This is a genomic window from Azospirillum thiophilum, from assembly GCF_001305595.1.
GTDB lineage: Bacteria > Pseudomonadota > Alphaproteobacteria > Azospirillales > Azospirillaceae > Azospirillum > Azospirillum thiophilum.
On the sequence record NZ_CP012404.1, the window covers coordinates 496,931 to 521,464 of the forward strand.

Consider the following 24,534-nt stretch of genomic DNA (forward strand, 5'->3'; position numbering starts at 1 on the left):
GAACTGTCAGTCTTCCGTCCGCTCCGCAGCGCGCAGAAGTTCCATTGGCCGACGGCGATGCCCCGGTGCGCCCGCATGCTTCCCGCACGAATCCGCAAGTCCGAAGACGTGGTGTCGGCGCTTGGCTGGCAACAGCTCCATGAAGTTGAAACGGCAAAGCTCAAGCTTGTGGTGACGCTCATGCTGTTCGGTTGAGATCCTTACTAGGCCCAGCTCGAGGTTCCATTTCATCCCGGCGCCACATAGAGAATAGCGCCCGCTTTTTGTCTCAATCATGCCACGGGAAACCACCCTATTCATAATTTCCTAACCATAAGTGTTAGTACCCCATTAAGGCTAACGACCGAGCCTGCGGAACAAGGCGATACCCATAAAGCGGAGTTCCAAAATGGCTACCACCAACACCGACGGTACGATCCAGGTCACCTTCGCGGTCAATGCCTGGGGTGCCGTAGCCGGCGGAAAATGGCCGCATTTCCAACTGCTTGTCGATGGCAAGGTCATCGGCGACGCCACCGTCGCTTCCGCCACCCAGTCGCGCTACGTCTTCACCGCCAATGTCCCGGCCGACAAGGCGCATGCCCTCCAGCTGGTCTACGACAATGACGACACGGTTAACGGCGTCGACCGCAACCTGTTCGTCAAGTCATTCGAGGTCAACGGCAAGACCATCCTCGCCATAGATCCCTCGGTGAAATACGACACCGGCAAGATCGACGGGCAGGCCGTCATCGCCGGGCAGACCGAGATGTACTGGCCGGGCGCGTTGAACGTCGCGCTGCCCGCCACGCTGTTCTCATCGACGCCGGTCGATACCGGCACCGACACCGACACCATGACCACGACGATCAAGGTCAAGGCCTACGGTGTCAGCGCCGCCGGCCAGGCCCCGCATTTCAAGCTGGTGATCGACGACCAGGTCGTCGGCGACGCCTGGGTCAGCGCCACCTCGCCCACCGACTACACCTTCACCGCCAAGGTGGACCCGAACGAGGCCCACAAGATCCAGATCTGGTACGACAACGACGCCACGGTGAACGGTGTCGATCGCAACCTGTACGTCAAGTCGATCAACATCGACGGTCAGACCATCGCTTCCACCTCCGACATGGCCTCCTACGACAAGGGGCCGGTGGACGGCAAATACGTGGTCGCCGGCCAGGAAGGGCTGTTCTGGGGCGGTGCCCTGACCTTCGGCGTTCCGGAGGAGTATTTCGGCGGCGCCTATGTCCCGCCGCCCCCTCCCCCCCCGACCAAGGGCGTCGACATCGTCGTCAACGCCTACGGCACGTCGGCCGGCGGACAGGCGGCCCATTTCAAGCTGCTGGTCGACGGTCAGGTGATCGGCGACGCCAAGGCCTCCGCCACCACATCCGCCTACAGCTTCAAGGCCGACATCGACCCGACCAAGGCCCACACGGTCCAGGTGGTCTACGACAACGACAGCACGGTGAACGGCGTCGACCGCAACCTGTTCGTCAAGTCGGTCTCCATCAACGGCCACACCGTCGCCGCCACCGACAGCATCGTCACCTATGACAAGGGCGCCGTCGACGGCAAGGACGTGGTCAAGGGCCAGGAGGGCCTCTATTGGGGCGGCGCCCTTAACATCAAGGCCGGCGCCGACCTGTTCGGCGACACCCCCGTCCCGCAGAACCCGGACCCGACCGCCCCGACCAAGCCGGCCTTCTACGTCGCCGCCAACGGCAAGGACAGCTGGTCCGGCAAGCTGGCGGCGCCGAACGCCGACGGCACCGACGGCCCCTTCGCCAGCCTGGAGAAGGCGCAGGCCGCCATGCGGGCCGGTTCGATCGACACGACCTACATCCGCGAGGGCACCTACCACCTGACCAAGACGCTGGAGCTGACCTCGGCCGACAATGGCCACAGCTTCCTGAACTATCCCGGCGAGACGCCGGTGCTGAGCGGCGGCGAGGTGGTCAAGAGCTTCACCAGCGAAGGCAACGGCCTCTATTCGGCCAAGCTCGGCTCCGCCAGCAACCTCGACCTGATCGTCGGCGACGTCCGCCAGCATCTGGCCGAGAAATACGCCTATGACGCCGCCGACGTCACCAGCGGCTGGCGCTTCGCCGATGCGGCCTCGGGGGGGCCCAGCGGCTGGTACATCCGTTCCCACGGCAGCGAGGTGACCGCCGCCGACATCCAACCGGGCACGCTGATCCAGGTGATGGACGCCGAGCGGCTGGGCGATACCCTGACCAGCATCTCCAGCTTCAACGCCTCCACCCGCACCATCATGCTGAAGAACGGCGCCTCCCTGCCCTTTGCGGAAGGCACCACCTACAAGCTGCTGAACAACGCCTCCTACGTCGATCAGGCCGGCGAGTTCGCCTGGCGCGCATCGGACGGCAAGCTGCTGTACAAGGCCGCCAGCTCCGGCTTCGCGTCGACCGGCGTGGAGGTGCCGCGGCTCGATACGCTGATCAAGCTGAACGGCGCCAGCAACATCACCATCGACGGGCTGACCTTCAAGAACACCACCACCGGCGGCGACGCCCTGCTGCTGACGAAGTCCAGCGGCAACCACATCAGCGACAACAGCTTCCTGAACGTCGGCACGGCGATCAAGCTGACGGCGGCATCCTCGAACAACGACATCGCCCACAACACGCTGAACCATCTGGCGGAAAACGGCATCGAGATGGACGGCCGCAGCAACGGCAACAGCATCTATGCCAACAGCATCAGCAACATCGGCGAGGTGCGCAAGGCGGTGTCGGGCATCTTCGGCACCGGTGTCGACAACAACGTCATCTCCAACAACGACATCGACCACAGCGCCCGCTACGGCATCTCGTTCAAGGATTACGGCGGCACCACCAACACGGTGAACCACAACAACGTCATCCAGTACAACAATATCTCCTACACCGGCCTGGAGACCGCCGACGGCGGCGCCATCGAGATCCTCGGCCGCTCCAGCGCGAACACCGACATGATCATCCAGGGCAACCGGATCGAGCATGCCAGCGGTCTTGCCACCAGCAACGCCGACGGCTGGGTGTACGGCCAGAAGGGCTTCGGCATCTATCTGGACGACATGGCCGGCGGCATCACCGTCAAGGACAACTTCATCAAGGACGCCGACTGGGCGTCGGTGCAGATCCATGGCGGCGACAACAACGTGGTGACCAACAACTTCGCGGTCATCGCCAGCAACAAGGAAGACTTCATCCGCATCGAATGGCAGCCGGTCCACGGCACCCCCGGCGACCCGCACAACAACACCATCACCAAGAATGTGGTGATGGGAACCCTGCCGCTCGACGACTATATCGAGCTGCTGAGCGCCAACGACTTCGTCATCGATTACAACCTTGTCTACAACGTGCCGAAATACGGCGACCATGACGTGATCGGCAAGCCGATGTTCACCAACGCCTATTGGGGCGACTATTCGCTCCAGGCATCGTCGCCGGCCTTCGCCATGGGCATCCATGACCTCGCCTGGGCCAAGATGGGGGTCGAGGGCACCGCGGCGGCCGGGCTGGAGCATTTCTGGGACGGCGTCTGACCACGCGATCCGGAAGCGGCATATCGGAGAACGGCACAGCGGGGGTACGCCCCCGGTGTGCCGGTCCCTTGGCGGGCGGCGCCTGTTCTGTTCGATTGCGATCGAGCGACGGAGGCGCCGCCCCCATGCGTTTACCTGCTCCCAGGCGTTTGCACATGGCTCCCCTTCGGCCGGCCCGGCCGGAGCCGCTGTCCGTCAGGCTTGGCCGTGGCCTTGCAACGCACCATATCGGGGCGGCGCACCCGAGACCGGACGGACAGAGACCGTTTCTGATGAAGCATGCGAAGATTGCGGCCGGAATCCTGCTGTGGACGGCCTGCCTGGCGATGCCGGGCCAACCGATGGCCCAGCAGGATGACAGGAAGCCGAAGTTCGGCCCCGACGCCGTGCCGATCACCCGTGCCGTCGACTATGTGCGCAACGCCCCGGCGCCCGATTACTGGGCGCTCGCCCCCTTCTATGTGCCGCAGGCGACCAGCGCCTCCTGCTCGCTGGCCAGCGTGACCATGATGCTGAACGCGCTGCGCGGGCTGCCGGCGCTGGCGTCGGAACGGCTGGTGACCGGCAAGCAGCTGCTCGACCGGCTGGACGACGACCATTGGCGCGCCGCCACCGCCGAGGACGGCGAAGGCATCTCCTTCGGCGAGCTGGAGACCTATGTCCGCCGCAGTCTGGCCGCTTATGGCATTGAGGCCGAGATCGAGGTGTGGCGCCCGCGCGACGCCTCCGCCGCGACGCTGGCCGAGCTGCGCCGCCTGCTGTCCGAGAACGAGCGCAGCGCCGACGACATCGTCCTGCTGGCCTTCGACCAGGGGACGCTGACCGGCGACGTCGGCCTCGGCCATATCGCGCCGCTGGGCGCCTACGACCCGGTGACGAAGCGGGCATTGGTGATGGATCCCGACCGCGCCTGGTACGTGCCCTACTGGACCGGCGACGCCCGGCTGCTGGACGCCATGCTGAAGCCCGACCGTGCCGACCCGGAGGGCAGCGGCCTGATCCGCGTCCGGACCCGCCGGGTCTCGGGGTAGGCCTCCGCCCTATTTGATCTCCTGGCTCGACAGGTCGGAGGGGTTCTGCGAGCGCGTCGGCTCGTTCGGCTGGTCGGGTTCGCTCGCCCACTGGTTCGGGCGCGGCACCGGAGTGCCGTTCAGGTCGGGCGGCGCGCGGCGCACGGCGGCGAGCGCCTGCTGCAGCTCGTCGCTGCCGGTGGAGGCGGAACTGGACTGGTTGGGTGACTTGTTGCCCTGGTCGGTGGGCATCGGGTCCTGGCTTTCCTGCACCTTCCGGTCGCGGGCAAGCGTATCACCGGTGGAGTCCTTCGACCCGCTGTCCTGAAGCGCGCCGGGGACCGGATCCTGGCCGGAGCCCGGCGCCTGGATCGGTTGCCGGGAGTCCGGCTGCTGCGAACCTTGATCCTGGGGGTTCGCCTGCTGTGCGGCGACGCCGAAGGCCGGCAGGCCGAGGAGCGCGGACAGCAGCAGGGCGGCGGCGATGGTGCGCATGACGCGTTGCTCCTTGGTCGGAACCCGTTGGGGATCATCCGTCGGGGAAGGCACGGGAGGGCGGCACCAATCGGTCGCCGGCGCGTTGTACCGGGGACGGACTCCAACCCCGGCAGCCCATCAGGAACACCGATCATGCCCACCGAGTTCCCGACCTCCTCCTCATCGATCCCGCAGCCCGACCGCGCCGAGCGGCGCAGCGTCGGGGTGGTGGTGGAACGGCGGCGCGTCGACAGCCCCTGGATCGAAGCGCGCTGGCAGCCGGTGCTGCTGGTCCCGCCCGATGCGGAGCGCGCCGATTGGAGCGTGATGGCGGAGGGGCCGGACTGGACCCGCCACTATGCCGGCACCGCCGAGATCGCCCTGTTCCCGACCGAGGCGGAGAACTACAAGCACAATCTCGACGGCGGCGCTCCTTGCGCCTACGTCATCCTGCGGCCGGGCGGCCCGGCGCCGGGCCTGCGGCTGCTGGCCGTCACCGTCGACCCCGGCGAGATCGACACCCACGCCGAGGCCGGCGACGACGTGATCGAGCCGCTGCCGCTGCCCATCCCGCTGCTGCTGTGGATGGACGGCTTCGTCGCCCGCCATCATGTCGAGCGCAGCTTCCACAAGCGCAAGCGCGACCGTGCCGATCCCGACGCCCTGGCGCCGCGCCGCCCGAACGGGCAGCCGCAGCATGGCTGAGCGCGCGGAGAGCGACGAGGCCGGCGATGAGGGGTTCCTCGGCCGCTGGTCGCGGCGGAAGCAGGAGGCGCGGACCGCGGAGGAATCCACGGCCGAACCCCTTCCCGTGCAATCCCTTCCGCCCGAACCATCGGGCGAGGTGGAGCGGGCGGAGCGCCGGATGGAGGAGGATGCGCCCGCAGTGCCGGAGCTGCCCGCGCTGGACAGCCTGGATGCCGGCAGCGACTACACCGGCTTCCTGCGCCGCGAGGTGCCGGAGGAGGTGCGCCGGCAGGCCCTGCGCAAGGCATGGTCCAGCGATCCGGTCATCGCCGGTTTCCGCGGCTTCGCCGACTATGACTGGGACTTCAACGCCCCCGGCTACGGCGCCCTGCGGCAGACCGACGACATCGCCCGGCTGCTGGAAGCGGTGCTGCCCACCCGGCCGCAGGAAGAGGATGGGGAAGGCGCGGCGATGGCCGAGGGGACGGTCCAGGAGACTGCTCAGGACGCATCGGACGACACCGCCGGCGCTCCAACCGTCCCTCCCCTCCCGATCGAAGATGAGGGGCCGGATGGCCCGGCGGAGGACCGGCGGAGTTCCCTCCCCCGCCCAGCTCTCAAAGCTCCGCTTTGTGCTGACGCGGCAGACGGACAGTAGGTCCGCCGAGAGCGGGGGAGGGTTAGGGTGGGGGCAGCCGGCGCCCTCCCCCCGAAAACCCTCCCCCCCTGTCCCCTCAGACGCAGCGCCCGCCGTCGACCTCCAGGCACACCCCGGTCAGGAAGGCGGCCTCGTCCGAGCACAGGTAGAGCGCGGCGTTGGCGATGTCCTCCGGCGTCGACAGCCGGCCGAGCGGGATGCTGCTGCGGAACTGTTCGCGGTGTTCCGGTGTGTCCGTGCCCATGAAGCGGTGGAGCATCCCGGTCTCGCCCGCCACCGGGGCGATGGCGCAGACACGGATGCGGTCGGTGGCCAGCTCCGCCGCCATCGACTTGGTCAGGGTGATGACCGCGCCCTTGGAGCCGTTGTACCAGGTCAGGTTCGGCCGCGGCCGCAGGCCGGCGGTCGAGGCGATGTTCAGGATCACGCCGCCCCCCTGGGCGCGGAACACCGGCACGGCGTGGATGGCGCCGTGATAGATCGACTTCACGTTGACGGCGTAGATGCGGTCGAAGGTGGCCTCGTCGACGTCCAGCATCGAGCCGTAGCGGTGGGTGTAGCCGGCATTGTTGACCAGGATGTCGAGCCGGCCGAACTCGCCGATGGCGGTCGAGACGATGGCCTCGTAATCCTCGCCGACCGCGACGTCGGCGCGGACGGCGAGCGCGCACTCGCCCAGGCTGTCGGCGACCCGGCCGGCCGCCGCCTCGTCCAGGTCGGCGACGATGACGCGGGCACCTTCGGCGGCGAAGCGGCGGGCGATGCCCTCGCCGAAGCCCGACCCGCCGCCGGTGACGACGGCGACCTTTTCTGACAGACGCATGAACGCTTCCTCCCCGGCTGTGCGCGGCCATTCGGGCCTGCGGACTCCGTACAACAGGGAGCAGGCGCCATCGGCCGCATCGTGAACGCGGCGAAGCGCGCATGATAGCGCGAAGCCGCCCGGTGGGGCAGCCGCCATCATCCGCAACATCCGAACAGGGAGGATAAGGGGAAAATGGCGCGAGTGACGGGACTTGAACCCGCGGCCTCCGGCGTGACAGGCCGGCGCTCTAACCAACTGAGCTACACCCGCGCTATGGCTCCCGGTGCTGGACTCGAACCAGCGACAAGCGGATTAACAGTCCGCTGCTCTACCAACTGAGCTAACCGGGAACGGAGGCCGCCTTATAAAACCGCTGGCGGACTCTGGCAAGCGGAAAAATGCAAAGCATCGCATTTTTTCCGGACCAAGACCGAACCGCGTCGGCGACGCTTGACGACGGTCCCGCCGGGAGCGCCCGGACTCACCGATTGCCGCATCCCCAAGGTGATTAGTATCCTAAGTATTTCTCTTGAAGAGAATGGGATGTATAAAATTATGGCCCATTATGATGAGAGTTGCTAAAGTCGATACGCCTTATAAGGGCAATCGTCGCCTTCGCATTTTTCCATGACCGCCGCCAAGCTGGGAGGTCCCCTTGCCCCACCATGCCAACACCCTGTTCTCGGCCCTGCCCACGGCCCAGGCGGCATCATGGAAACCGATGGGCACGGCGGCGGCCGGCAAAAGCAAGAGCCTCGTCGCCACCGCGTTTTCCGCGCCCTCCGCCGAAGCCGGGGACAGCGTCGAGGTCAGTCCGTTGGGCAAGGCGCTGACCGGTGTTGCCGCCAAGGTCTTCGAGAAGCTGGATGGCAAGGCGCGCGGCATGCTGGAGGATGCCGTCAAGACGGGGAGCCTGACCGCCGACGATGTGGTCAAGGGCCTGCGTGGCATCGCCAAGGAGGCGGTTCAGGCCCGTTACCTCAGCGAAGCGCCACGCACGCAGGAGGAAATGGAGTATGGCGAAAAGATGCGCTCCATCAGCGAGCGGAAATTGAAATTCAGCGCGGAGCAGACGGATATACGCAATTCATTCTCCAAACAGATGGAGCAGGTTGAGGCGGAAAATTACGAAGATGGCTTTTCAATTTCAAAAAAAGTTGGCCTTGCAAAGGAAATGTCATCGAAATTGGAAGATCACAAGAAAAATTTCATAGAAACATACGGTAGCCTTGACGAAAAAGTCATGAAAGATGGTGAGGAAATCGACGGTAATTTTATGGCGCGGCGGCTATCGAATAACCTGAAACACTCGGATATTTTTTCCGGTGAAGAGGATTCGGCAGTTTTCTCCAAGGCCGATTCGCAGGCTGTCGAAAAGCTGTTCAATGCAGGGTTCCGGCCCGCCGCCTATCGGAATGCCGCGAAGGCGTTCGCCGACGAAACGGATCTCGACGGCATCCCCGATCTGGAGCGACCGAAAGCCGAGCCGCGGCAGAAACAGGTTTCCACGGAAACGCCGCCTCCCGGCTATTCGGAGGGCAAGGCCCAGATGGATGCGGCCTGGCAAACGGCTGTGGGCATGATGATGCAGGGCAAGAACGCTGCGGAGAACGACCCGATGGTCGCCCTGCTGAAGGCCAATGCGAACGCCACCTTCGGTCGCCAGGGGTATCCTGCCCTCCAGCCGTTGCCGGCCACCTCCCAGACTGCTATGGGAGGCGCCGCCGCGACCACCGACAACAACGCCGTTCTTGGCGCGCTGACCCAATCGCTGAAGGAGGGCGCCATATCAGGCACTTCCACCGCCAGAGGCGTACGAAACGATACCCAGGTTTGACGATTCCACACCATGGATTTGCGTGAAGCCGGTTCAATCCCGCATGCCGGGCGCCAGACGGACGGTTGACGGCCGGCCATTTCCGATATTGGGCTCACCCTTGACAATTCGGGGCTTTTCAGGCTTTTTCTCGCCCTCACTTCCCCACCATTTTCCGCAGGCCCCGATGTCCGAGGTCGTCCCCTTCGCCGCCGCCCGTGAGGCGCTGCTCGCACGCCTGACCGAACAGCTGCCGCCGTCGTCGGAATGGGCGGGCCGCCTGCTGCTGATGCCCGACGGACGCCGGGTGGAGCCGATGCCGGCGGCGGACGCGGTTGAGTCGTTGCGCAGCTTCCGCGCCGGCCTGGGCGAGGCGATCGGCGCCGCCGCCTGCTCGGTCGGCGGGGTGTGGGTCGGGCGCGAGGATTGCCTGGACTGGGACGGGCTGCTGGCGCCGCTGGCGGTCGCCGCCGCCTATGTGGTCGGCCGCACCCAGTCGGCCGGCGGCTTCGCGGCCGAGCTGTTCCGCTGCAAGGACGCGCTGGCCGGCTGGGGCGTGCGCGGCCTGCGCGGCGACCCGGCGGTCGCCCGCGCCGCCGGCTATGCCGTGGTGTCGGTCAGCCGCCGCGCCGACGATCAGGAGATCGTGCTGGACCGGGTGATGGACACCTTCGCCTTCGTGATGCGCAGCCAGGGCGAGCCGACGGTGGCGACCGCCGACATGGACCGCCGGCTGGTCAAGCGGGCAGTGCCGCTGCGCCGGTGAGCGATGGGGCTGTGTGATGCCCCTCCCCGGCCCCCCCCGCTATCGGACGGACCTTCGGTCCGCCGAGGGCGGGAAAGGGAACTGTGCCGCTGTCGCACCAGCCCCCTCTCCCGCGGAACGCGGGGGAGGGTCGGGGAGGGGGCAAAAAGTCCGGCCGCCCTTACCCCTGCCCCAGCGCGCAACGCGCCGCAGCGAGGTCCCAGGCCGCACAGCCGACGCTCTTGAACAGGCGCGGCCGACCGGCGGTCGCCCGGCCCTCCAGCGCATCGACCAGCGACTTCACGCCGCTCCAGTCCACCCCGGCCTGGATGAGGTCGCCCGCCTCGTGGTGGGCACCGGCGGGGTCGTCGACGAACAGCTCGCTGCCATGGACGGCGGTCGGACCGAATTCCGCCATCTCCGGCTTGAAGGCGCCGACGCCGACCAGCAGCCGGTCGGGGCGCGGCGTCTCGTCATAGATCGGGGCGAGGCTGGTGGTCAGCGCGATCACCACCTCGGCGGCGGGATCGACCGGGCCGCTCATCGGCCGCAACGCCACGCCCTGTCCCTCATGCCTGGCGCAGAAGGCCGCCGCACCGTCCAGGCTGCGACTGTGGATGTCGACGCGGATGCCGGGATAGAGCGCGGCGAGCGCGGCGACATGGCCAGACGACTGCGTACCGGCTCCGAGCAGCGCGACATGGCGCGGTGCCGCCGGGGCCAGCGTCCGGATACCCAGCATCGACACCGCGGCGGTGCGGCGCGCGGTGACGGTCGGGCCGTCCAGGATCAGGCGGGGCGCGCCGGTGACGGCGTCGAAGGCGCTGACCACGCCATGGATGGTCGGCAGCCCGCGGGCGCCGTTGCCGGGATTGACGTTGACCAGCTTGTGGATGGCGATGTCCGTCGATGTCGCCGGCATCGACAGCAGCACGCCGCCATCCGGCAGCGGCAGCACCTGCCGTTCCGGGCTGGCGATGCGCCCGGCGGCATAGTCGTGCGCCGCGGCGGCGACCGCGTCGCACAGGGCCGGGAAGGGAAGACGGGCGGCGGTCTGTTCGGCGGTCAGGACTGCGAGCGACGTCACGGGGCTGCTTCCTCATATGGCCGGAGAAGAGGGAGGGTCAGGCGCGGGCGCGCTCGATCTCCACGCCGACGCTGGCGGCGTCGGGGAAGACGTCCAGCTTCTCCACCCGCACCTTGGCCAGCGTCACCCGCGCGTCGGCGAGGCAGCGTTCGGCGATGCGCTCGGCCAGCGTCTCGACCAGCGTGACATGGCCCTGGGTGACCACGCCCTTGACGATGGTCGCCACGTCCTCGCCGGTCACGCCGGGGGCGATCACCTCGAGGTCGAGGTTCAGACGGATGCGCTGTGGCTTCAGCCGCTCATGGGCGTAGACGCCGATCAGCGCGTCCATCACCAGATCGCGAACGAAACAACGGGTGGACAGCGTCGCCGGGGCCGAGCGCGGCACCGGGGCGGTGACGGTGGCGAAGAGCTTGTTCATGGCCGAAAGCCCTAGCACGGCGGCGCCACCGCTGCCAAGCCGCCGTCCCTCCCGATGCCCATGCCGGGGGGGCAGGGCTGGGGCGGACTCAGTGCATCTCCGAGCGGATGCGCTCGCGCAGCACGTCGATCGGGTGCAGGATCTCGCCCTCCTCGTAATGCCAGAAGGTCCAGCCGTTGCAGGCCGGCAGCCCGGCCAAGGCGGCGCCCACCTGATGGATCGAACCGCGATGGTCGCCGCGCGGGCCCGACCCGATCAGCGTGCCGTCGGCGCGCACGCGGGCGGCGACGCGGCGGCGCTGGTCGAACAGGGTCGAGCCGGGGCGCAGCAGCCCGCGTTCCACCACCCAGCCGAAGGGGATGCGCGGCGCGCTGCGCTTGGGCGGCGTGTCGAGGATCGCCGCCTCCGGCGCCTCCTCCACCGCGTCGATGCGGGCCTGGGCGGCCTTGACATAGGTGTCGTCACGTTCCAGCCCGATCCAGCGGCGGCCCAGCCGCTTGGCGACCGCGCCGGTGGTGCCGGTGCCGAAGAAGGGATCCAGCACCACGTCGCCCGGCCGCGACGATGACAGAATCACCCGGTACAACAGCGATTCCGGCTTCTGCGTCGGGTGGGTCTTCTTGCCGTCCTCGTCGCGCAGCCGCTCGCCGCCGGTGCAGATCGGCAACAGCCAGTCGCTGCGCATCTGAAGATCCTCGTTGAGGTTCTTCATCGCCTCGTAATTGAAGCGGTAGCGCGCGTCCTTGTCGCGCGCGGCCCAGATCATCGTCTCGTGGGCGTTGGCGAAGCGGGTGCCGCGGAAGTTCGGCATCGGGTTGGTCTTGCGCCAGACGATGTCGTTCAGGATCCAGAAGCCCAGATCCTGCAGGGTGGAGCCGACGCGGAAGATGTTGTGGTAGCTGCCGATCACCCACATCGAGCCTTCCGGCTTCAGGATGCGGCGGGCCGCCGTCATCCAGTCGCGGGTGAAGCGGTCGTAGGTCTCGAAATCGTCGAACTTGTCCCAGTCGTCATCCACCCCGGCGACGCGGGTATGGTTCGGCCGCCGCAATTCGCCGCCCAACTGAAGGTTGTAGGGTGGATCGGCGAAGACGAGATCGACCGAAGCGGGCGGCAGCTCGTTCATGAGAGCGATGCAATCGCCGACCAGGATACGGTTTTCAGGGAGCATTTCACGACCGGCAAAGAACTGGGACTCGGCCGGACAATGAGTCTCGGCCGAGTCGCCGTCAACAGCTTTCTTAGCCAAGTGACGGGGGCTCAGCCGGCCAGTGCCTTTTGGCGTTTCACTGGTGCAAAACTGACTCGGTGATGCGGCGTGACACCGTGCCGGGTCAGCGCGTCCAGATGCTCGGGCGTCGGATAGCCGGCGTTTCGGTCCCATCCATAGTGGGGGTAGAGGGCGGACAACCGCAACATCTCGCTGTCGCGCGCCACTTTGGCGAGAATAGAGGCGGCGGCGATCGACTGACTGCGGCTGTCGCCCTTGACGATTGCCACCGCCTCGCATCCGAGCTCGGGGGTGAAGCGGCCGTCGATCAGCGCCGCGTCGGGCGCGATGCCCGGCAGCGCGTCGAAGGCGCGCTTCATCGCCAGCAGCGTCGCCTTGTGGATGTTGAGTTCGTCGATTTCCGCCGCCGACGCCTCGGCGATGGCGAAGGAAAGCGCATGCGCCCGGATCGCCGGCTCGATCTCCTCGCGCAGGCGGCGGTTGACCGCCTTGCTGTCGTCGATCCGCGCCGCGATGTCGGGCGGCAGCCCGCCCGGCGGCAGCAGCACCGCGGCGGCGACCACCGGGCCGCAGAGCGGGCCGCGCCCGACCTCGTCGATGCCGCAGACGCGGCGGCCGGGACCGAATCCGGCCTCCAGCGACAGGTCGGGACGCGCCCGGAGGATGGCGGCTTTGCGGGGCATCGGCGGCGACTCGCGGCTGGATCGGGAAACGCGGGCTTGATAGCGGCGGCGGAGTCGGCATGCAAGGGGGGGCGCAAGGCCGCAGCCGCGCAATCCCGGCCTGCCTCCTGTGCCAACCTGCCTCTTGAGAACAAGAGCATGGCTGCGCTATGGATGCGCCCCGCAAGCCGACCGGCACCGGGGTTGCGACGCCGGCCGTCGCGACGCCGGGCTTACGCCAACACCGAGACAGGCCATGACCGACACCACGACCCAGACCGCCGCCGAATGCCCCTGCCGTTCCGGCAAGCCGCTGGACGCCTGCTGCGGTCCCTATCTGGCCGGCCTGCCCGCCCCGACGGCGGAGGCGCTGATGCGTTCGCGCTACTCGGCGTTCGCCACCGGCAACATCGACTATCTGCACGACACGCTGCTGCCCAGCACCCGCGAGGACTTCAATCGCGAGGAGATCGAGACCTGGGCGAAGAACAGCGTCTGGACCGGCGTCGAGATCCGCTCGGCCGAGGCCGGCCAGCCCGGCGATGCCGAGGGAACGGTGGAGTTCGTCGCCCGCTTCAGCATGAACGGCAAGCCGATGACCCACCACGAGACCAGCCGCTTCAGCCACCAGGACGGGCGCTGGTACTATGTCGACGGCATCCTGGGCGCGCGGCCGCGCAGCGGGCCCAAGGTTGGCCGCAACGACCCCTGCCCCTGCGGCAGCGGCAAGAAATACAAGAAGTGCCACGGTGCCGCGGCCTGACCGTCCGCTTTGAGTCGGGCCTGCTCTTTCGCGCTGCACCTGCGAGATTTCGGCGAAATCGCCCTGCCCCGCCCGTCCAACGGGCGGCGTCGGGGCTTTTGTCGTGCGCGTATGGGGAAACTTCGCGATCCTGATTGAATTATGGGTCGGAACCGATCATCCTCCGTCTGCCCTGTTCCGGGTCTCCCTCTTTGGTTCTTGCCGGGGTGGGGTTTAACACGACAGATGAGACGATACTGATGTTCGACCGTCCGCAGCGCTCTTCCTTCCGCGCTCCCGAGATCACCCAGCGCGACATCCGCGCCACCGTCAAGTGGTTCAACGCCACCAAGGGCTTCGGCTTCGTCACCCCCGACGACGGTTCGCCCGACGCCTTCCTCCACTCCACGGTTCTGCAGTTCTGCGGACACGACAGCCTGCCCGAAGGCGCGACCATCACCTGCGACCTGTCGCGCGGCCCGAAGGGCCCGCAGGTTGCCACCATCCATGCGGTCGACACCTCGACCGCCGCCCCGAGCCGCCCGCGCGCCCCGCGCGGTGGTGATTCGTGGGGCAACGACGGCGGCTACGGCGGTGGCGGCGGCGGTTACGGCGGCGGCAGCAGCCGCGGCGGTTACAGCGCCGGCGGTTACGACGACTCGGACAGCGGCGGCGGCGAGACCGTCGACGGCACGGTGAAGTGGTTCAACGTGTCGAAGGGCTTCGGCTTCATCGCCCCGTCCACCGGCGGCAAGGACATCTTCGTGCACATCCGTGCGCTGGAGCGGTCGGGCATCTCCGGTCTGGACGACGGCGCGCAGGTCCGCGTGACCATCCGCCAGGGTGCCAAGGGCCCCGAGGCGCAGCGCGTCGAGATGGCCTGATCCCTCATCGGTCGTCGTGAAGTGAAAGGCCCCCGCTCCATTGGAGCGGGGGCCTTTTTCATGCCGGGTCCGATTTATGCCGGCCCGATTTATGCTGGCCGGTACAGGCCCGGTCGGAACCGCCCTATGGCGTGTCCCAATAATGGCAGGCGACATGGTGGCCGGGCGCCACCTCCTCCAGCGGCGGGACGGCCTGGGCGCAGAACTCGCGGGCCAGCGGGCAGCGGCGGCGCAGCGGGCAGCCGCCCGGCGGGCTGAAGGCGGACGGCGCTTCGCCCTCCAGCGCCGGGCGGCCGCCGTTCGCGGCGGCCAGCATCGCCCGGCTGTAGGGGTGCAGCGGCGCGCTGCGCAAGGCGTCGGCATCAGCGCTCTCGACCACCCGCCCGGCCAGCATCACGATGCCGCGATGGGCGTCGCGCAGCCCCTCGCCATAGCGCTCGGTCGCCAGGATCAGCGACAGGCGCCGCCGGTCGCGCACCGCCATCAGCCGGTCGAGGAACCCCTCGCGCTCCTCCGCCGACAGGCTGGCGGCCGGCTCGTCGGCGATCAGCACCCGCGGCTCGGGCAGCAGGGCGCGGGCCAGCCCGGCATGGGCGGCTTCCGCCGCCGTCAGTGAGGCCGGCCAGCGAAGCGCCGTCTCGGGGCGCTGGCCGGCATCCTCCAGTGCGGCGTCGATGTGACGGTCGCGGCGATCCGCGGCGATGTCCGGTCGCAGGCTCTCCAGCGCCAGGGCGAACTGCGCACCGACGGTCATGGCGGGATCGAAGGAGGCTGCCGGATCAGGGAACAGCGGCTGGAGGTCGCGCCGGGCGCGGCGCAGGCCGCCGGGATCGGGGTCGCTTTCCCCCGTCGGCGGCGGGGCGGCGGCGGCCACCAGATCGCGGCCCATCCAGGCGACCATTCCGGTGGTCGGCGGCGGCAGGCACAGCAGGGCGCGGGCCAACGTCGCCTTGGCGCTGCCGGTCTCGCCCAGCAGGGCCAGTGTCTCGCCGGTCCGCAGATCGAGGTCGATGCCGTGCAGGACCGTCAGCGCCCGCGCCTCTCCCTTCGGGCCGGGGGCGAGCGGATAGGCGACGCCGACGCCGCGGGCGTGCAGGCGGGCGGTGCCCGGCGGCTCCAGCGGCGTGGCGGGCGCCGTCCGCGGCGGCTCCGGCGGCAGGAGTCGGCCACGGCGCAGGCTCAGGACCCGGTCGGCGGGGCCGGCCACCCCATCCTCCGGTCGGCCGGCGAGCAGCAGGGCGACCCCATCGGCCCGCGCCCAGTCGGCCAGCCGGTGGAGCAGCCGCAGCCGGACCGTCGGGTCCAGCCCGGCCCCCGGCGCATCGGCCAGCAGCACCGCCGGTCCCACCGCCACCGCCATGGCGAACAGGCAGGCCCAGCGCAGCGACTCCGGCAGCTGTTCGGGGGGCAGGTCGAAACGGCGGGCGGCGGGCGGCACGCCCATGCGGTCCAGCCCGTCGGCCATGCGGCGCAGCGCCCCGCGCAGGTCGAGCCCGAGATGGTGGCCGACCACCTCCGCCACCTGCAGGGCCAGCGGCCGGCGCGGCGCCAGCCTGCCGCCCTGGGCGATCAGCAGGCGGCTGCCGTCGACACGCAGGTTTCCCGCCGCGTCGACCCCGGCCGGCCGGCAGCCGGCGAGCGTGCCGAGCAGGGCGGTCTTGCCGCTGCCGGCACCGCCGGTGACCGCCACCACCTCCCCCCGCTCCACCTGCAGGAAGGCGCGGTCGAGCAGGACGCGGTCGCCCAGCATCAGGGTCAGCGCCTCGGTCTCCACCGGGGCGGTCTTCGGTTCGATGTGGGTCATGAATTGTGCCGACCGGGACTGTGAGGGCCGGGACTGTGAGGGCCGGGCTTGCGGTTTCCCGCCACCGCGGAGTCGGAGATGGCGCAGGCTGCCCACAGCGCGAGCGCCAGCAGCAGGGCCGGCGGGGCGAAGGCCAGCGGGTCGCCCAGCCGCGCCGCCAGCCCGATCGAGGCGCCCCAACTGCCCAGCGCCGGCGGCAGGCCGAGGCCGAGCAGGCTGGCGAAGCTCTCGGCCGCCAGCACGCGCGGCAGGGCCAGCATCCCGGCGGCCAGCAGGGGCCGCAGCGCGTTGGGGAGCAGATGGCGGCGCAGCACCTCATGCTCCGGCAGGCCGGCGGCGCGGGCTGCGGTCAGGAACTCCGCCCGCATCAGCGCCGACAGCTCGGCATGGGCGAGCGCGGCGACCGCCGGGGCGGCGGTCAGCGCGGTGACCAGGGCCAGCGGCCACACATCGCCCAGGAGGCCGCCGGCCAGCGGCACCAGCAGGGCGAGCGGCAGGCCGGTGAGCCGGTTGGCGGCGCCGATCGTCCGCCGTCCTGCCCGCTCGCTCATCAGATTGCCGAGCAGCCCGGCCAGCAGCGCCCAGCCGATGCCCAGCGCCCCGCCCAGCACCCCGGCCAGCAGAGCGAAGGACAGGCTGCCCCGCCCATCGAGCAGCGCGGCGGCCACCGGATCGGCGTCCAGCCGGTGGATCGCGCTGCCGTCTGCCATCAGCGGGGCCGCGGCGGAGGCGAGCGCCAGGGCCGCCAGCACGGCAGCACCCGACAGCCCGCGGGCGAAGCCGGCACGCGGCGCCGGATCGGCAGGATGGGAAAGCGGCGGTTGGTCGAACTCGGCCATCGGATCCTTTCGTTGATCGCTGGTCGCTGTCGTCGCTCACGCCCCTTCATAGGGCGTGGAGCTGTGGTTGGCCGGGTCGATCCAGTCGCGGACGGCAAGGCCGAGCGCGGCGAGCAGGGCGGTCAGCCCGCCCAGCGCCACCAGGGCCGGCACCGCTCCGGACGCCGTTCCGGCGCGGGCGGCGTCGATCATCAATGCGCCGGCACCCGGCAGGTCGAGCAGGCTTTCCAGCGCCACCGCCCCGACCATCGCGGCCAGCACCGCGGCGCGCAGGCCCCGCATCACCGGTGCGACCGCCTGCGGCAGGGCGTGGTGGCGCAGCACGGCACGCTCGTCCAGCCCAAGTCCGCGGGCCATGCGCACGGCACCGCCCTCCGGGCCCGGTCCCAGCGCGCGGTCCATCGCCGGGCGCGCCAGCCGGGCGGCCTGGCAGGCGGCGGGAATGGCGAGCGCCGTCCAGCCCAGCGGCGTCGGCGAGGCGCCCACCCGCACGGCAAGCGTGGCGAGCGCGGCCAGCAGGAACCCCGGCAGCAGCGGCCCGGCCCCGGCCAGCAGCCGCCCGAACAGTCCGCCCGGCGACCGTGGCGCCACCGCGGCCCAGGCACCCGCCAACGTGCCCAGCGCGGTGCCGACGGCGAGCGACGGCAGGGTCAGCAGCAGCGTCACCGCCAGCCCGCGCAGCAGCGCCATGGCGGCGTCCGGCTGCGGCGCCGACAGGGCGGCCAGCCCCACCCCCGCCGCCATCGGCAGGACGGCGGTCGGCACGGCATCGATGAGATGGCGGATCAGCGGACGCGGCATCGGCGGTAAAATGACAGGATGGATATGAGGTGCGACCGTAAGCGTCCATGCCCCCGCCGGGCAACTGAATTAGCGCTTTCGGCCGGTCGGACCGATTTTGCGGCCGTTCCGGACGCCGGATGGCTGCAATTCCCACCGGCTTTCACCAAATGGCTGAGGGCGGGGAGGGAAAGTCCTTCCCAGATGTTGTGACCCAGGATCCACACCCGACCGGCCCCCATGTACGTCCATTCGCCCCATCCGCTTCCTCCAACCGACCCGAGTCCCGAATCCCACGGACCCGAGTCCCGCGGGATCGCGGCCGCCGGCTTCGCCGGCGCGTCGCGGCCCATCCTGGAGCCGGGACGGACCTGCTGGCGGGTCGAGGACACCAGCCGGCTGGGCGTGGTCGTCGATGCCGAGGATTATTTCGCGCTGGCCAAGGCCGCGATGCGGCGGGCGCGGCGCAGCATCTACATGACCGCCTGGGATTTCGACGCGCGCATCCGCCTGATGCCGCAGACGCGGCGCCCGCGCCGGCCCGACCGGCTGGGCACGCTGCTGAACTGGCTGGCGACGACGCGGCCCGACCTGCACATCCATGTGCTGAAATGGGACTATGCCGAGCTGTTCGATCTCGCCCGCTGGTCGCACCCCTTCATGCTGCGCAACTGGCTGACCCACCGCCGGCTGCAATACCGGCTCGACGGCGACCACCCGACCGGCGCCTGCCACCATCAGAAGATGCTGGTGATCGATGACCGGGTCGCCTTCTGCGGCGGGCTGGACATCACCGCCAACCGCTGGGACACCCGTGCCCACCATGCCCACGATCCCAGGCGGCGCCAGCCCGACGGCAAGCCCTACGAGCCCTTCCACGACGTGATGATGGCGGTCGACGGCGACGCCGCCCGCGCGCTGGGCGAGATGTTCCGCGACCGCTGGGCGCGGGCGACCGGCGAGACCCTGCCGCCGCCCGCGCGTGGGCCGGGGCGCCCGCCGCGGCGCCACCCGCTGGCCGCCGACCCCTGGCCGCCGGGCTTCGAGCCGATGCTGCGCGACGTCCGGGTCGGCATCGCCCGCACCGATCCGGCCTGCAACGGCCGCACGGAAGTGCGCGAGGTCGAGGCGCTGTATCTGGCGGCCATCGCCGCCGCGCGCGAGGTCATCTATCTGGAAAGCCAGTATTTCGCCTCCACCGCGGTGGCCGAGGCGCTGAAGGCCCGGCTGGCGGAGGAGGACGGGCCGGAGGTGATCGTCGTCAACCCGGTGCGCACCACCAGCTGGCTGGAGAACACCGTGATGCTGGGCGCCCGGGCCCGGCTGACCCGCGAACTGCGCGAGGCCGACCGGCACGGCCGCTTCCGCCTCTTCGCCGCGCTGACCGACGGCGGTGCCTGCATCACCGTCCATGCCAAGGTGATGGTGGTGGACGACCGGCTGCTGCGCATCGGCTCGGCCAACCTGAACAACCGCTCGATGGGGCTCGACACCGAATGCGACCTGGCGCTGGAGGCAGGGCCGGGACCGGAGGACGCCGCCACCCGCCATGCCATCCGCCGCACCCGCGACGACCTGATCGCCGAGCATCTGGGAACGACCCCCGACGAGGTGGCGGCGGCGGTGCGGCGGCAGGGATCGCTGGTGGCGGCGATCGAGTCGCTGTGCCGGCCGGCCGGGCGCACGCTTGAGCCGCTGCACGACCCCGAACCCGACGGGCTGGCCGCCGCGGTCGCCGACGCCCGCGTCTTCGATCCCGAGCACCCGGTCGATGCGGTCGACATCGTGCGCCGGGTGCTGCCGTCGCGCATCCCGCGGACCCGCCACTGGCTGATGCTGCTGGGGGTGCTGGCGCTGGCCGGGCTGTGGGGGATGTGGCGCTACACCGCCTTGCGGGACTGGGCGACGCTCGACGCCGTGATGGCCGCCTTCCACGGCCTGGGTGACAGCCCGCTGGCGCCGCTGTGGGTGATGCTGGCCTATGTCGTGGGCGGCTACGTCATGTTCCCGCTGACCTTGCTGATCGCCGCCACCGCCATCGTCATGGGGCCGTGGTGGGGCTTTCCCACTGCGATGGCGGGCGCCGTCGCCTCGGCCGTCGCCATGTTCTGGACCGGGCGGCTGGCCGGGCGCGACCTGCTGGAGCGGCATGGCGGGCCGCTGATCGCCCGACTCAACGAGAGGCTGTCGGACAGCGGCATCGCCGCCGTCGCCGGGGTGCGCGCGGTGCCGGTGGCGCCCTACACGGTGGTCAACCTCGCCGCGGGCGTGTCGAAGTTGCGGTTCGGCGACTATGTGATCGGCACGATGGTCGGTCTTGCACCGGGAATCCTTGCCTTCAACCTGCTGGGCCACCAGCTTGAACGCACCATCGGCGACCCCGGCGCCGGCGACATCGCGCTGCTGGCCGGCATCGCGGCGGCGGCGGTCGGGCTCGGCTGGCTGACCAGCCGGCTGCTCGGGCGCCGGGCAGCCGGCGGGGAAAGCGGCCGGGGAAGCGGCCAGGGAAGCGATGGAGAGGGTCGGCAAGATGAAAGGACTGACGAACCGTGATCCGTTTCAGCCGTGAGCGTGTCCAGCGCATCGCCTCCGCGTTGCGCGCGGCCCGCGCCCGCCGTCCCCGCCGTGTCGACAACCGCAGTTTACCCGTTCCCGACGGCATGGCCGCGCTGGCGGTCGCCACCTGGAACATCCACAGCTGCGTCGGGCTGGACGCCCGATTCGCACCCGACCGGGTGGCGCAGGTGATCCGCGACCTCGACGTCGACCTGATCGGCCTGCAGGAGGTCGGCTGGCACCATCGGGGCGAATCCGGCATGGACCAGTTCGCCTTCCTGGAGCGCCACACCGGGCTGAAGGCCTATGCCGGCCCGACCAAGCACAGCGAGCGCGCCCATTACGGCAATGCCCTGCTGACCCGCCTGCCGGTGCATGCGATGGAAACCATCGACCTGTCGGTCGGCAAGCGCGAACCGCGCGGCGCCATCGACGCGGTGGTCGGGGTGCAGGGCCGCGAGGTGCGCGTGATCATCGCCCATCTCGGCCTCGACCCCTGGGAACGGGCCAAACAGGTGGGCGACATAGTGTCGCGGGTGGCGGAGCGGCCGGAACTGCCGACCCTGTTCATGGGCGACCTGAACGAATGGACGCCCAGCTCGCCCCGGCTGCGCCGGCTGGCCGAGTCCTTCGCCGACGTCGCCAACCCGCGCAGCTTCCACGCCCGCATGCCGACCCTGCGGCTCGACCGCATCTATGTGACGGGAGGCCTGCAAATCCCCGCTTACGAGGTGATCCGCAGCGTGCTGACCCGCCGGGCGTCCGACCATCTGCCGGTACGCGCGACGCTGGCCGTGCCCTGACGGGCGTGCGCCCGGTCCGGCTTCTTGCGAAGGTCATAGCGGGTTTGTTGCAATTGATAATTTTTTGTGCAGTGCAATGTTCTTTGGACAACAGAGCTTTGCAAATGCGAAGACGCTCTTGACCTATACGCGACCCCCGACCAAGGATATGGTTGGTCATACGATCAATGCGCCGATCGAAGGGATAACGACCCTGGCCGACCGGGGGCAGCCGTGACGTGAGGATCTGATTTGCTGTACCACCTGTACGACATGCAACATGCCGCCATGCGGCCGATGCGCTTCTGGGCCGAAGCGGCCCAGCACACCTTCCAGAGCCCGCTGATGCCGTTGTCCTACACCAAGCTGGGCCGGGCGGTCGCCGCCGGGGCCGAACTGGTGGAGCGGACGACCCGCCGCTTCGGCAAGCCTGCCTTCGGGCTGGCGGAAACGCTGGTCGACGGGCGGACCGTTCCGGTCACCGAGCGGTTCGTCTGGCAGTCGCCCTTCTGCAAGCTGCTGAACTTCGCCAAGCCGGAAGGCACGCCGCGCCAGCCGCGGGTACTGCTGGTCGCCCCGATGTCGGGCCACCACGCCACGCTGCTGCGCGGCACGGTGGAGGCGCTGCTGCGCGACCATGACGTGTTCATCACGGATTGGATCGATGCAAGGCTGGTCCCGATGTCGGCCGGCCGCTTCGACCTGGACGACTACATCGACACGGTGGCGGAGCTGATCCGCTTCCTGGGCCCGGACACCCACGTCATCGCGGTGTGCCAGCCGGCGGTTCCGGTGATGGCCGCGGTGTCGCTGATGGCGGCGGCGGACGAGCCGGTGCAGGCGCGGACCATGACGCTGATGGGCGGCCCGATCGACCCGATGGCCAACCCGACGACGCCGGTCAAGCTGGCGATGGAACGCCCGCTGAAATGGTTCGAGCGCAGCGTCATCACCACGGTCCCGGTCTATTATCCGGGCGCCTTCCGCCGCGTCTATCCCGGCTTCATCCAGCTGTCGGGCTTCATGTCGATGAATCTCGACCGCCACATCAACGAGCATGTCGGACTGTTCCGCCACCTCGTCCGTGGCGACGGCGATTCGGCCGAGCAGCACCGCCGCTTCTACGACGAATATCTGTCGGTGATGGATCTGTCGGCGGAATTCTACCTGCAGACCATCGAGACGGTGTTCCAGAAGCACGCCCTGCCCGAGGGCACCATGGTCTCGCGCGGCCGCAAGGTGGAACCGGCGGCGGTGCGGAAGACCGCGGTGATGACGGTGGAGGGCGAGCTGGACGACATCTCCGCCCCCGGCCAGACCATCGCGGCGCAGCGGCTGTGCTCGTCCCTGCCGGACGAGATGCGCAAGGTGCATTTCCAGAAGGGCGTCGGCCATTACGGCATCTTCAACGGCCGCCGCTGGCGCGAAAGCATCCTCCCGGAAATCCGCAGCTTCATCCTGAGCCACGACGGGAAGTGAGGGGGCCACTGCTCGCGTTGCTTGCCCCCACCCTAACCCTCCCCCGCCCAGCGGGGGAGGGTTAGGGTGGGGGGAGCCCCCCGCCAAGCCTCAATCCACCATCGACCGCGCTTCGGTGAAGGCGTCCATGTGCCCGAGCCCGCCGGTCGCCCCGGCCTTGACCCGCATGCCGGCGGTCGCCAGGTGGAAGATATAGCCGAGCGCGAACAGCGCCACGAACAGGCCGAAGACCAGGGTGTTGTAATAGACCATCGTCACCAGGGCCAGCACCGCCAGCACCAGCGAGATCGCCGGGAAGACCGGATAGAAGGGCGCACGGTAGGGCCGCTCCAGCGCCGGTTCGGCGGCGCGCAGGCGGAACAGCGCCGCCATGCTCATGATGTACATGACGATGGCGCCGAACACCGACATGGTGACGATGTTGGCGGTCAGCGGCAGGCCGCCGATCTCGATGAAGGAGTCGGAGTAGATGGCGGCGATGCCGACCACGCCGCCGGCCAGGATGGCCCAATGCGGGGTCTTGCGGGTCGGGTGCAGCCGGGCCAGCACCGGCGGCAGGAATCCAGCGCGCGACAGCGCGAAGATCTGGCGCGAATAGCCCATGATGATGCCGTGGAAGGACGCGATCAGGCCGAACAGGCCGATCCACACCAGCATGTGCAGCCAGCCGCTGGATTCGCCGACCACCGCCTTCATTGCCTGCGGCAGAGGATCGTTGATGTTGGACAGCGCGTTCCAGTCGCCGACGCCGCCGGCGAAGATCATGGTGCCGAAGGCCAGGACCACCAGCGTCAGGATGCCGCCGATATAGGCGCGCGGCACGGTGCGCCTGGGATCCTTGGTCTCCTCCGCCGCCATCGCCGCCCCTTCGATCGCCAGGAAGAACCAGATGGCGAAGGGGATCGCCGCGAAGATGCCGCCGAAGCTGTCCATGGTGAAGCTGTTCGACCCGGACCAGCCGTTGGCGGTGAAGTTGGCCCAGGAGAAGCCGGGGAACACCACGCCCATGAACACCACCAGCTCGAAGATCGCCAGCAGGGTGACGAACAGCTCGAAGGTGGCGGCGATCGACACGCCGGCGATGTTCAGCCCCATGAAGATGACATAGGCGCCGACCGCGGCCAGCTTGGGATCCAGCCCGGGGAACTGCACGTTGAGATAGGCCCCGATGGCCAGTGCGATGGCCGGCGGCGCGAAGACGAACTCGATCAGCGTGGCGAAGCCGGCGACGAAGCCCCCCTTGGGTCCGAAGGCGCGGTAGCTGTAGGCGAAGGGTCCGCCGGCATGGGGAATCGCGGTCGTCAGCTCGGTGAAGCTGAAGATGAAGGTGGTGTACATCGCCGCGATCAGGATCGTGGTGACGAGGAAGCCCAGCGTCCCCGCCGCCGCCCAGCCGTAGCTCCAGCCGAAATACTCGCCGGAGATCACCAGCCCCACGGCGATCCCCCACAGATGGAGCCCGCTCAGGCTCTTGCTCAATTCAGGTTTCGTGTTCCCAGACATGATGCCTCCTGCCCCTGTTCAAAGGCGTTGG

21 protein-coding genes and 2 tRNA genes are annotated in these 24,534 nt (G+C 69.2%); 11 read left to right on the forward strand and 12 right to left on the reverse strand.

Translation table 11 applies throughout. The features are described from left to right. Window positions 1-388: 388 nt before the first annotated feature. On the forward strand, window positions 389-3,535 hold the full coding sequence (locus AL072_RS25020; protein WP_045583919.1) for a carbohydrate-binding domain-containing protein: 3,147 nt from the start codon (window positions 389-391) through the stop codon (window positions 3,533-3,535). A gap of 272 nt (window positions 3,536-3,807) precedes the next feature. Beyond that, window positions 3,808-4,566 (forward strand): phytochelatin synthase family protein, encoded by a 759-nt coding sequence (locus tag AL072_RS25025; protein WP_052710201.1) that lies wholly within the window; start codon window positions 3,808-3,810, stop codon window positions 4,564-4,566. Window positions 4,567-4,575: 9 nt separating this feature from the next. Here AL072_RS25025 and AL072_RS25030 read toward each other — a convergent pair whose 3' ends face one another. Continuing rightward, window positions 4,576-5,040 (reverse strand): hypothetical protein, encoded by a 465-nt coding sequence (locus tag AL072_RS25030; protein ID WP_045583918.1) that lies wholly within the window; start codon window positions 5,038-5,040, stop codon window positions 4,576-4,578. Window positions 5,041-5,175: 135 nt separating this feature from the next. On the opposite strand from AL072_RS25030, the gene AL072_RS25035 reads away from it, so the two are divergent. Both AL072_RS25035 and AL072_RS25040 read left to right on the forward strand, forming a co-directional pair. Next, window positions 5,176-5,727, forward strand: coding sequence for a DUF3305 domain-containing protein (locus AL072_RS25035; protein ID WP_045583917.1), 552 nt, complete (start codon window positions 5,176-5,178; stop codon window positions 5,725-5,727). Further along, a complete protein-coding gene (locus AL072_RS25040; RefSeq protein ID WP_052710200.1) occupies window positions 5,720-6,367 on the forward strand; it encodes a DUF3306 domain-containing protein in 648 nt (215 codons plus the stop codon). Before AL072_RS25035 ends, AL072_RS25040 begins: the two co-directional genes overlap by 8 nt. Window positions 6,368-6,443: 76 nt before the next feature. Here AL072_RS25040 and AL072_RS25045 read toward each other — a convergent pair whose 3' ends face one another. The 3 genes from AL072_RS25045 to AL072_RS25055 form a co-directional block, all read right to left on the reverse strand. Further along, window positions 6,444-7,190 carry a glucose 1-dehydrogenase gene (locus AL072_RS25045; protein ID WP_045583916.1) on the reverse strand — a complete coding sequence of 249 codons (747 nt, stop codon included), beginning with the start codon at window positions 7,188-7,190 and terminating at the stop codon, window positions 6,444-6,446. Between the two features lie 175 nt (window positions 7,191-7,365). Beyond that, a tRNA-Asp gene (locus tag AL072_RS25050) sits at window positions 7,366-7,442 on the reverse strand. Between the two features lie 4 nt (window positions 7,443-7,446). Continuing rightward, window positions 7,447-7,522, reverse strand: a tRNA-Asn gene (locus tag AL072_RS25055). Window positions 7,523-7,827: 305 nt separating this feature from the next. Here AL072_RS25055 and AL072_RS25060 point away from each other — a divergent pair. Together AL072_RS25060 and AL072_RS25065 are read left to right on the forward strand one after the other, a co-directional pair. Beyond that, the gene (locus AL072_RS25060) at window positions 7,828-9,009 is read left to right on the forward strand and encodes a hypothetical protein (protein WP_082109143.1); all 1,182 of its coding nucleotides are present in this window, start codon (window positions 7,828-7,830) and stop codon (window positions 9,007-9,009) included. Between the two features lie 166 nt (window positions 9,010-9,175). Further along, window positions 9,176-9,754: a hypothetical protein gene (locus AL072_RS25065; protein ID WP_245636973.1), complete on the forward strand. Its 579-nt coding sequence runs from the start codon at window positions 9,176-9,178 to the stop codon at window positions 9,752-9,754. A gap of 160 nt (window positions 9,755-9,914) precedes the next feature. On the opposite strand, the gene lhpI is transcribed toward AL072_RS25065, so the two are convergent. The 4 genes from lhpI to AL072_RS25085 all read right to left on the reverse strand — a co-directional run bounded on the left by lhpI (window position 9,915) and on the right by AL072_RS25085 (window position 13,155). Next, window positions 9,915-10,820 carry a bifunctional Delta(1)-pyrroline-2-carboxylate/Delta(1)-piperideine-2-carboxylate reductase gene (gene lhpI / locus AL072_RS25070; protein ID WP_045583914.1) on the reverse strand — a complete coding sequence of 302 codons (906 nt, stop codon included), beginning with the start codon at window positions 10,818-10,820 and terminating at the stop codon, window positions 9,915-9,917. 37 nt (window positions 10,821-10,857) lie between these two features. Then, window positions 10,858-11,241 (reverse strand): dihydroneopterin aldolase, encoded by a 384-nt coding sequence (locus AL072_RS25075; protein WP_045583913.1) that lies wholly within the window; start codon window positions 11,239-11,241, stop codon window positions 10,858-10,860. Between the two features lie 88 nt (window positions 11,242-11,329). Continuing rightward, window positions 11,330-12,412 carry a site-specific DNA-methyltransferase gene (locus AL072_RS25080; protein WP_045583912.1) on the reverse strand — a complete coding sequence of 361 codons (1,083 nt, stop codon included), beginning with the start codon at window positions 12,410-12,412 and terminating at the stop codon, window positions 11,330-11,332. Between the two features lie 89 nt (window positions 12,413-12,501). After that, window positions 12,502-13,155, reverse strand: coding sequence for a ribonuclease HII (locus AL072_RS25085; protein WP_045583911.1), 654 nt, complete (start codon window positions 13,153-13,155; stop codon window positions 12,502-12,504). A gap of 235 nt (window positions 13,156-13,390) precedes the next feature. Between AL072_RS25085 and AL072_RS25090 the strand changes: the two genes are divergently transcribed. Both AL072_RS25090 and AL072_RS36045 read left to right on the forward strand, forming a co-directional pair. After that, window positions 13,391-13,897 (forward strand): YchJ family protein, encoded by a 507-nt coding sequence (locus AL072_RS25090; protein ID WP_045583910.1) that lies wholly within the window; start codon window positions 13,391-13,393, stop codon window positions 13,895-13,897. A gap of 239 nt (window positions 13,898-14,136) precedes the next feature. Beyond that, on the forward strand, window positions 14,137-14,760 hold the full coding sequence (locus AL072_RS36045; RefSeq protein ID WP_082109142.1) for a cold-shock protein: 624 nt from the start codon (window positions 14,137-14,139) through the stop codon (window positions 14,758-14,760). Between the two features lie 124 nt (window positions 14,761-14,884). Here AL072_RS36045 and AL072_RS25100 read toward each other — a convergent pair whose 3' ends face one another. The 3 genes from AL072_RS25100 to AL072_RS25110 are packed head-to-tail and all read right to left on the reverse strand — an operon-like array spanning window position 14,885 to window position 18,204. Beyond that, window positions 14,885-16,564 (reverse strand): oligopeptide/dipeptide ABC transporter ATP-binding protein, encoded by a 1,680-nt coding sequence (locus AL072_RS25100; protein ID WP_045583909.1) that lies wholly within the window; start codon window positions 16,562-16,564, stop codon window positions 14,885-14,887. Then, window positions 16,561-17,403 (reverse strand): ABC transporter permease subunit, encoded by an 843-nt coding sequence (locus AL072_RS25105; protein ID WP_045583908.1) that lies wholly within the window; start codon window positions 17,401-17,403, stop codon window positions 16,561-16,563. The genes AL072_RS25100 and AL072_RS25105 overlap by 4 nt, the downstream gene beginning before the upstream one ends. Window positions 17,404-17,439: 36 nt before the next feature. Continuing rightward, the gene (locus tag AL072_RS25110; protein ID WP_045583907.1) at window positions 17,440-18,204 is read right to left on the reverse strand and encodes an ABC transporter permease subunit; all 765 of its coding nucleotides are present in this window, start codon (window positions 18,202-18,204) and stop codon (window positions 17,440-17,442) included. A 219-nt stretch (window positions 18,205-18,423) separates the two neighbouring features. On the opposite strand from AL072_RS25110, the gene AL072_RS25115 reads away from it, so the two are divergent. From AL072_RS25115 to AL072_RS25125, 3 genes are all read left to right on the forward strand, one after another. Continuing rightward, window positions 18,424-20,736 (forward strand): VTT domain-containing protein, encoded by a 2,313-nt coding sequence (locus AL072_RS25115; protein ID WP_045583906.1) that lies wholly within the window; start codon window positions 18,424-18,426, stop codon window positions 20,734-20,736. Next, a complete protein-coding gene (locus AL072_RS25120; RefSeq protein WP_052710199.1) occupies window positions 20,733-21,542 on the forward strand; it encodes an endonuclease/exonuclease/phosphatase family protein in 810 nt (269 codons plus the stop codon). Before AL072_RS25115 ends, AL072_RS25120 begins: the two co-directional genes overlap by 4 nt. Window positions 21,543-21,773: 231 nt before the next feature. Next, window positions 21,774-23,000, forward strand: a complete 1,227-nt coding sequence (locus AL072_RS25125) for a polyhydroxyalkanoate depolymerase (protein ID WP_045583905.1) — start codon at window positions 21,774-21,776, stop codon at window positions 22,998-23,000. Between the two features lie 90 nt (window positions 23,001-23,090). Here the strand turns inward: AL072_RS25125 and eat are convergent, their stop codons facing one another. Further along, the gene (eat, locus tag AL072_RS25130) at window positions 23,091-24,503 is read right to left on the reverse strand and encodes an ethanolamine permease (protein ID WP_045583904.1); all 1,413 of its coding nucleotides are present in this window, start codon (window positions 24,501-24,503) and stop codon (window positions 23,091-23,093) included. Window positions 24,504-24,534 lie beyond the last annotated feature (31 nt).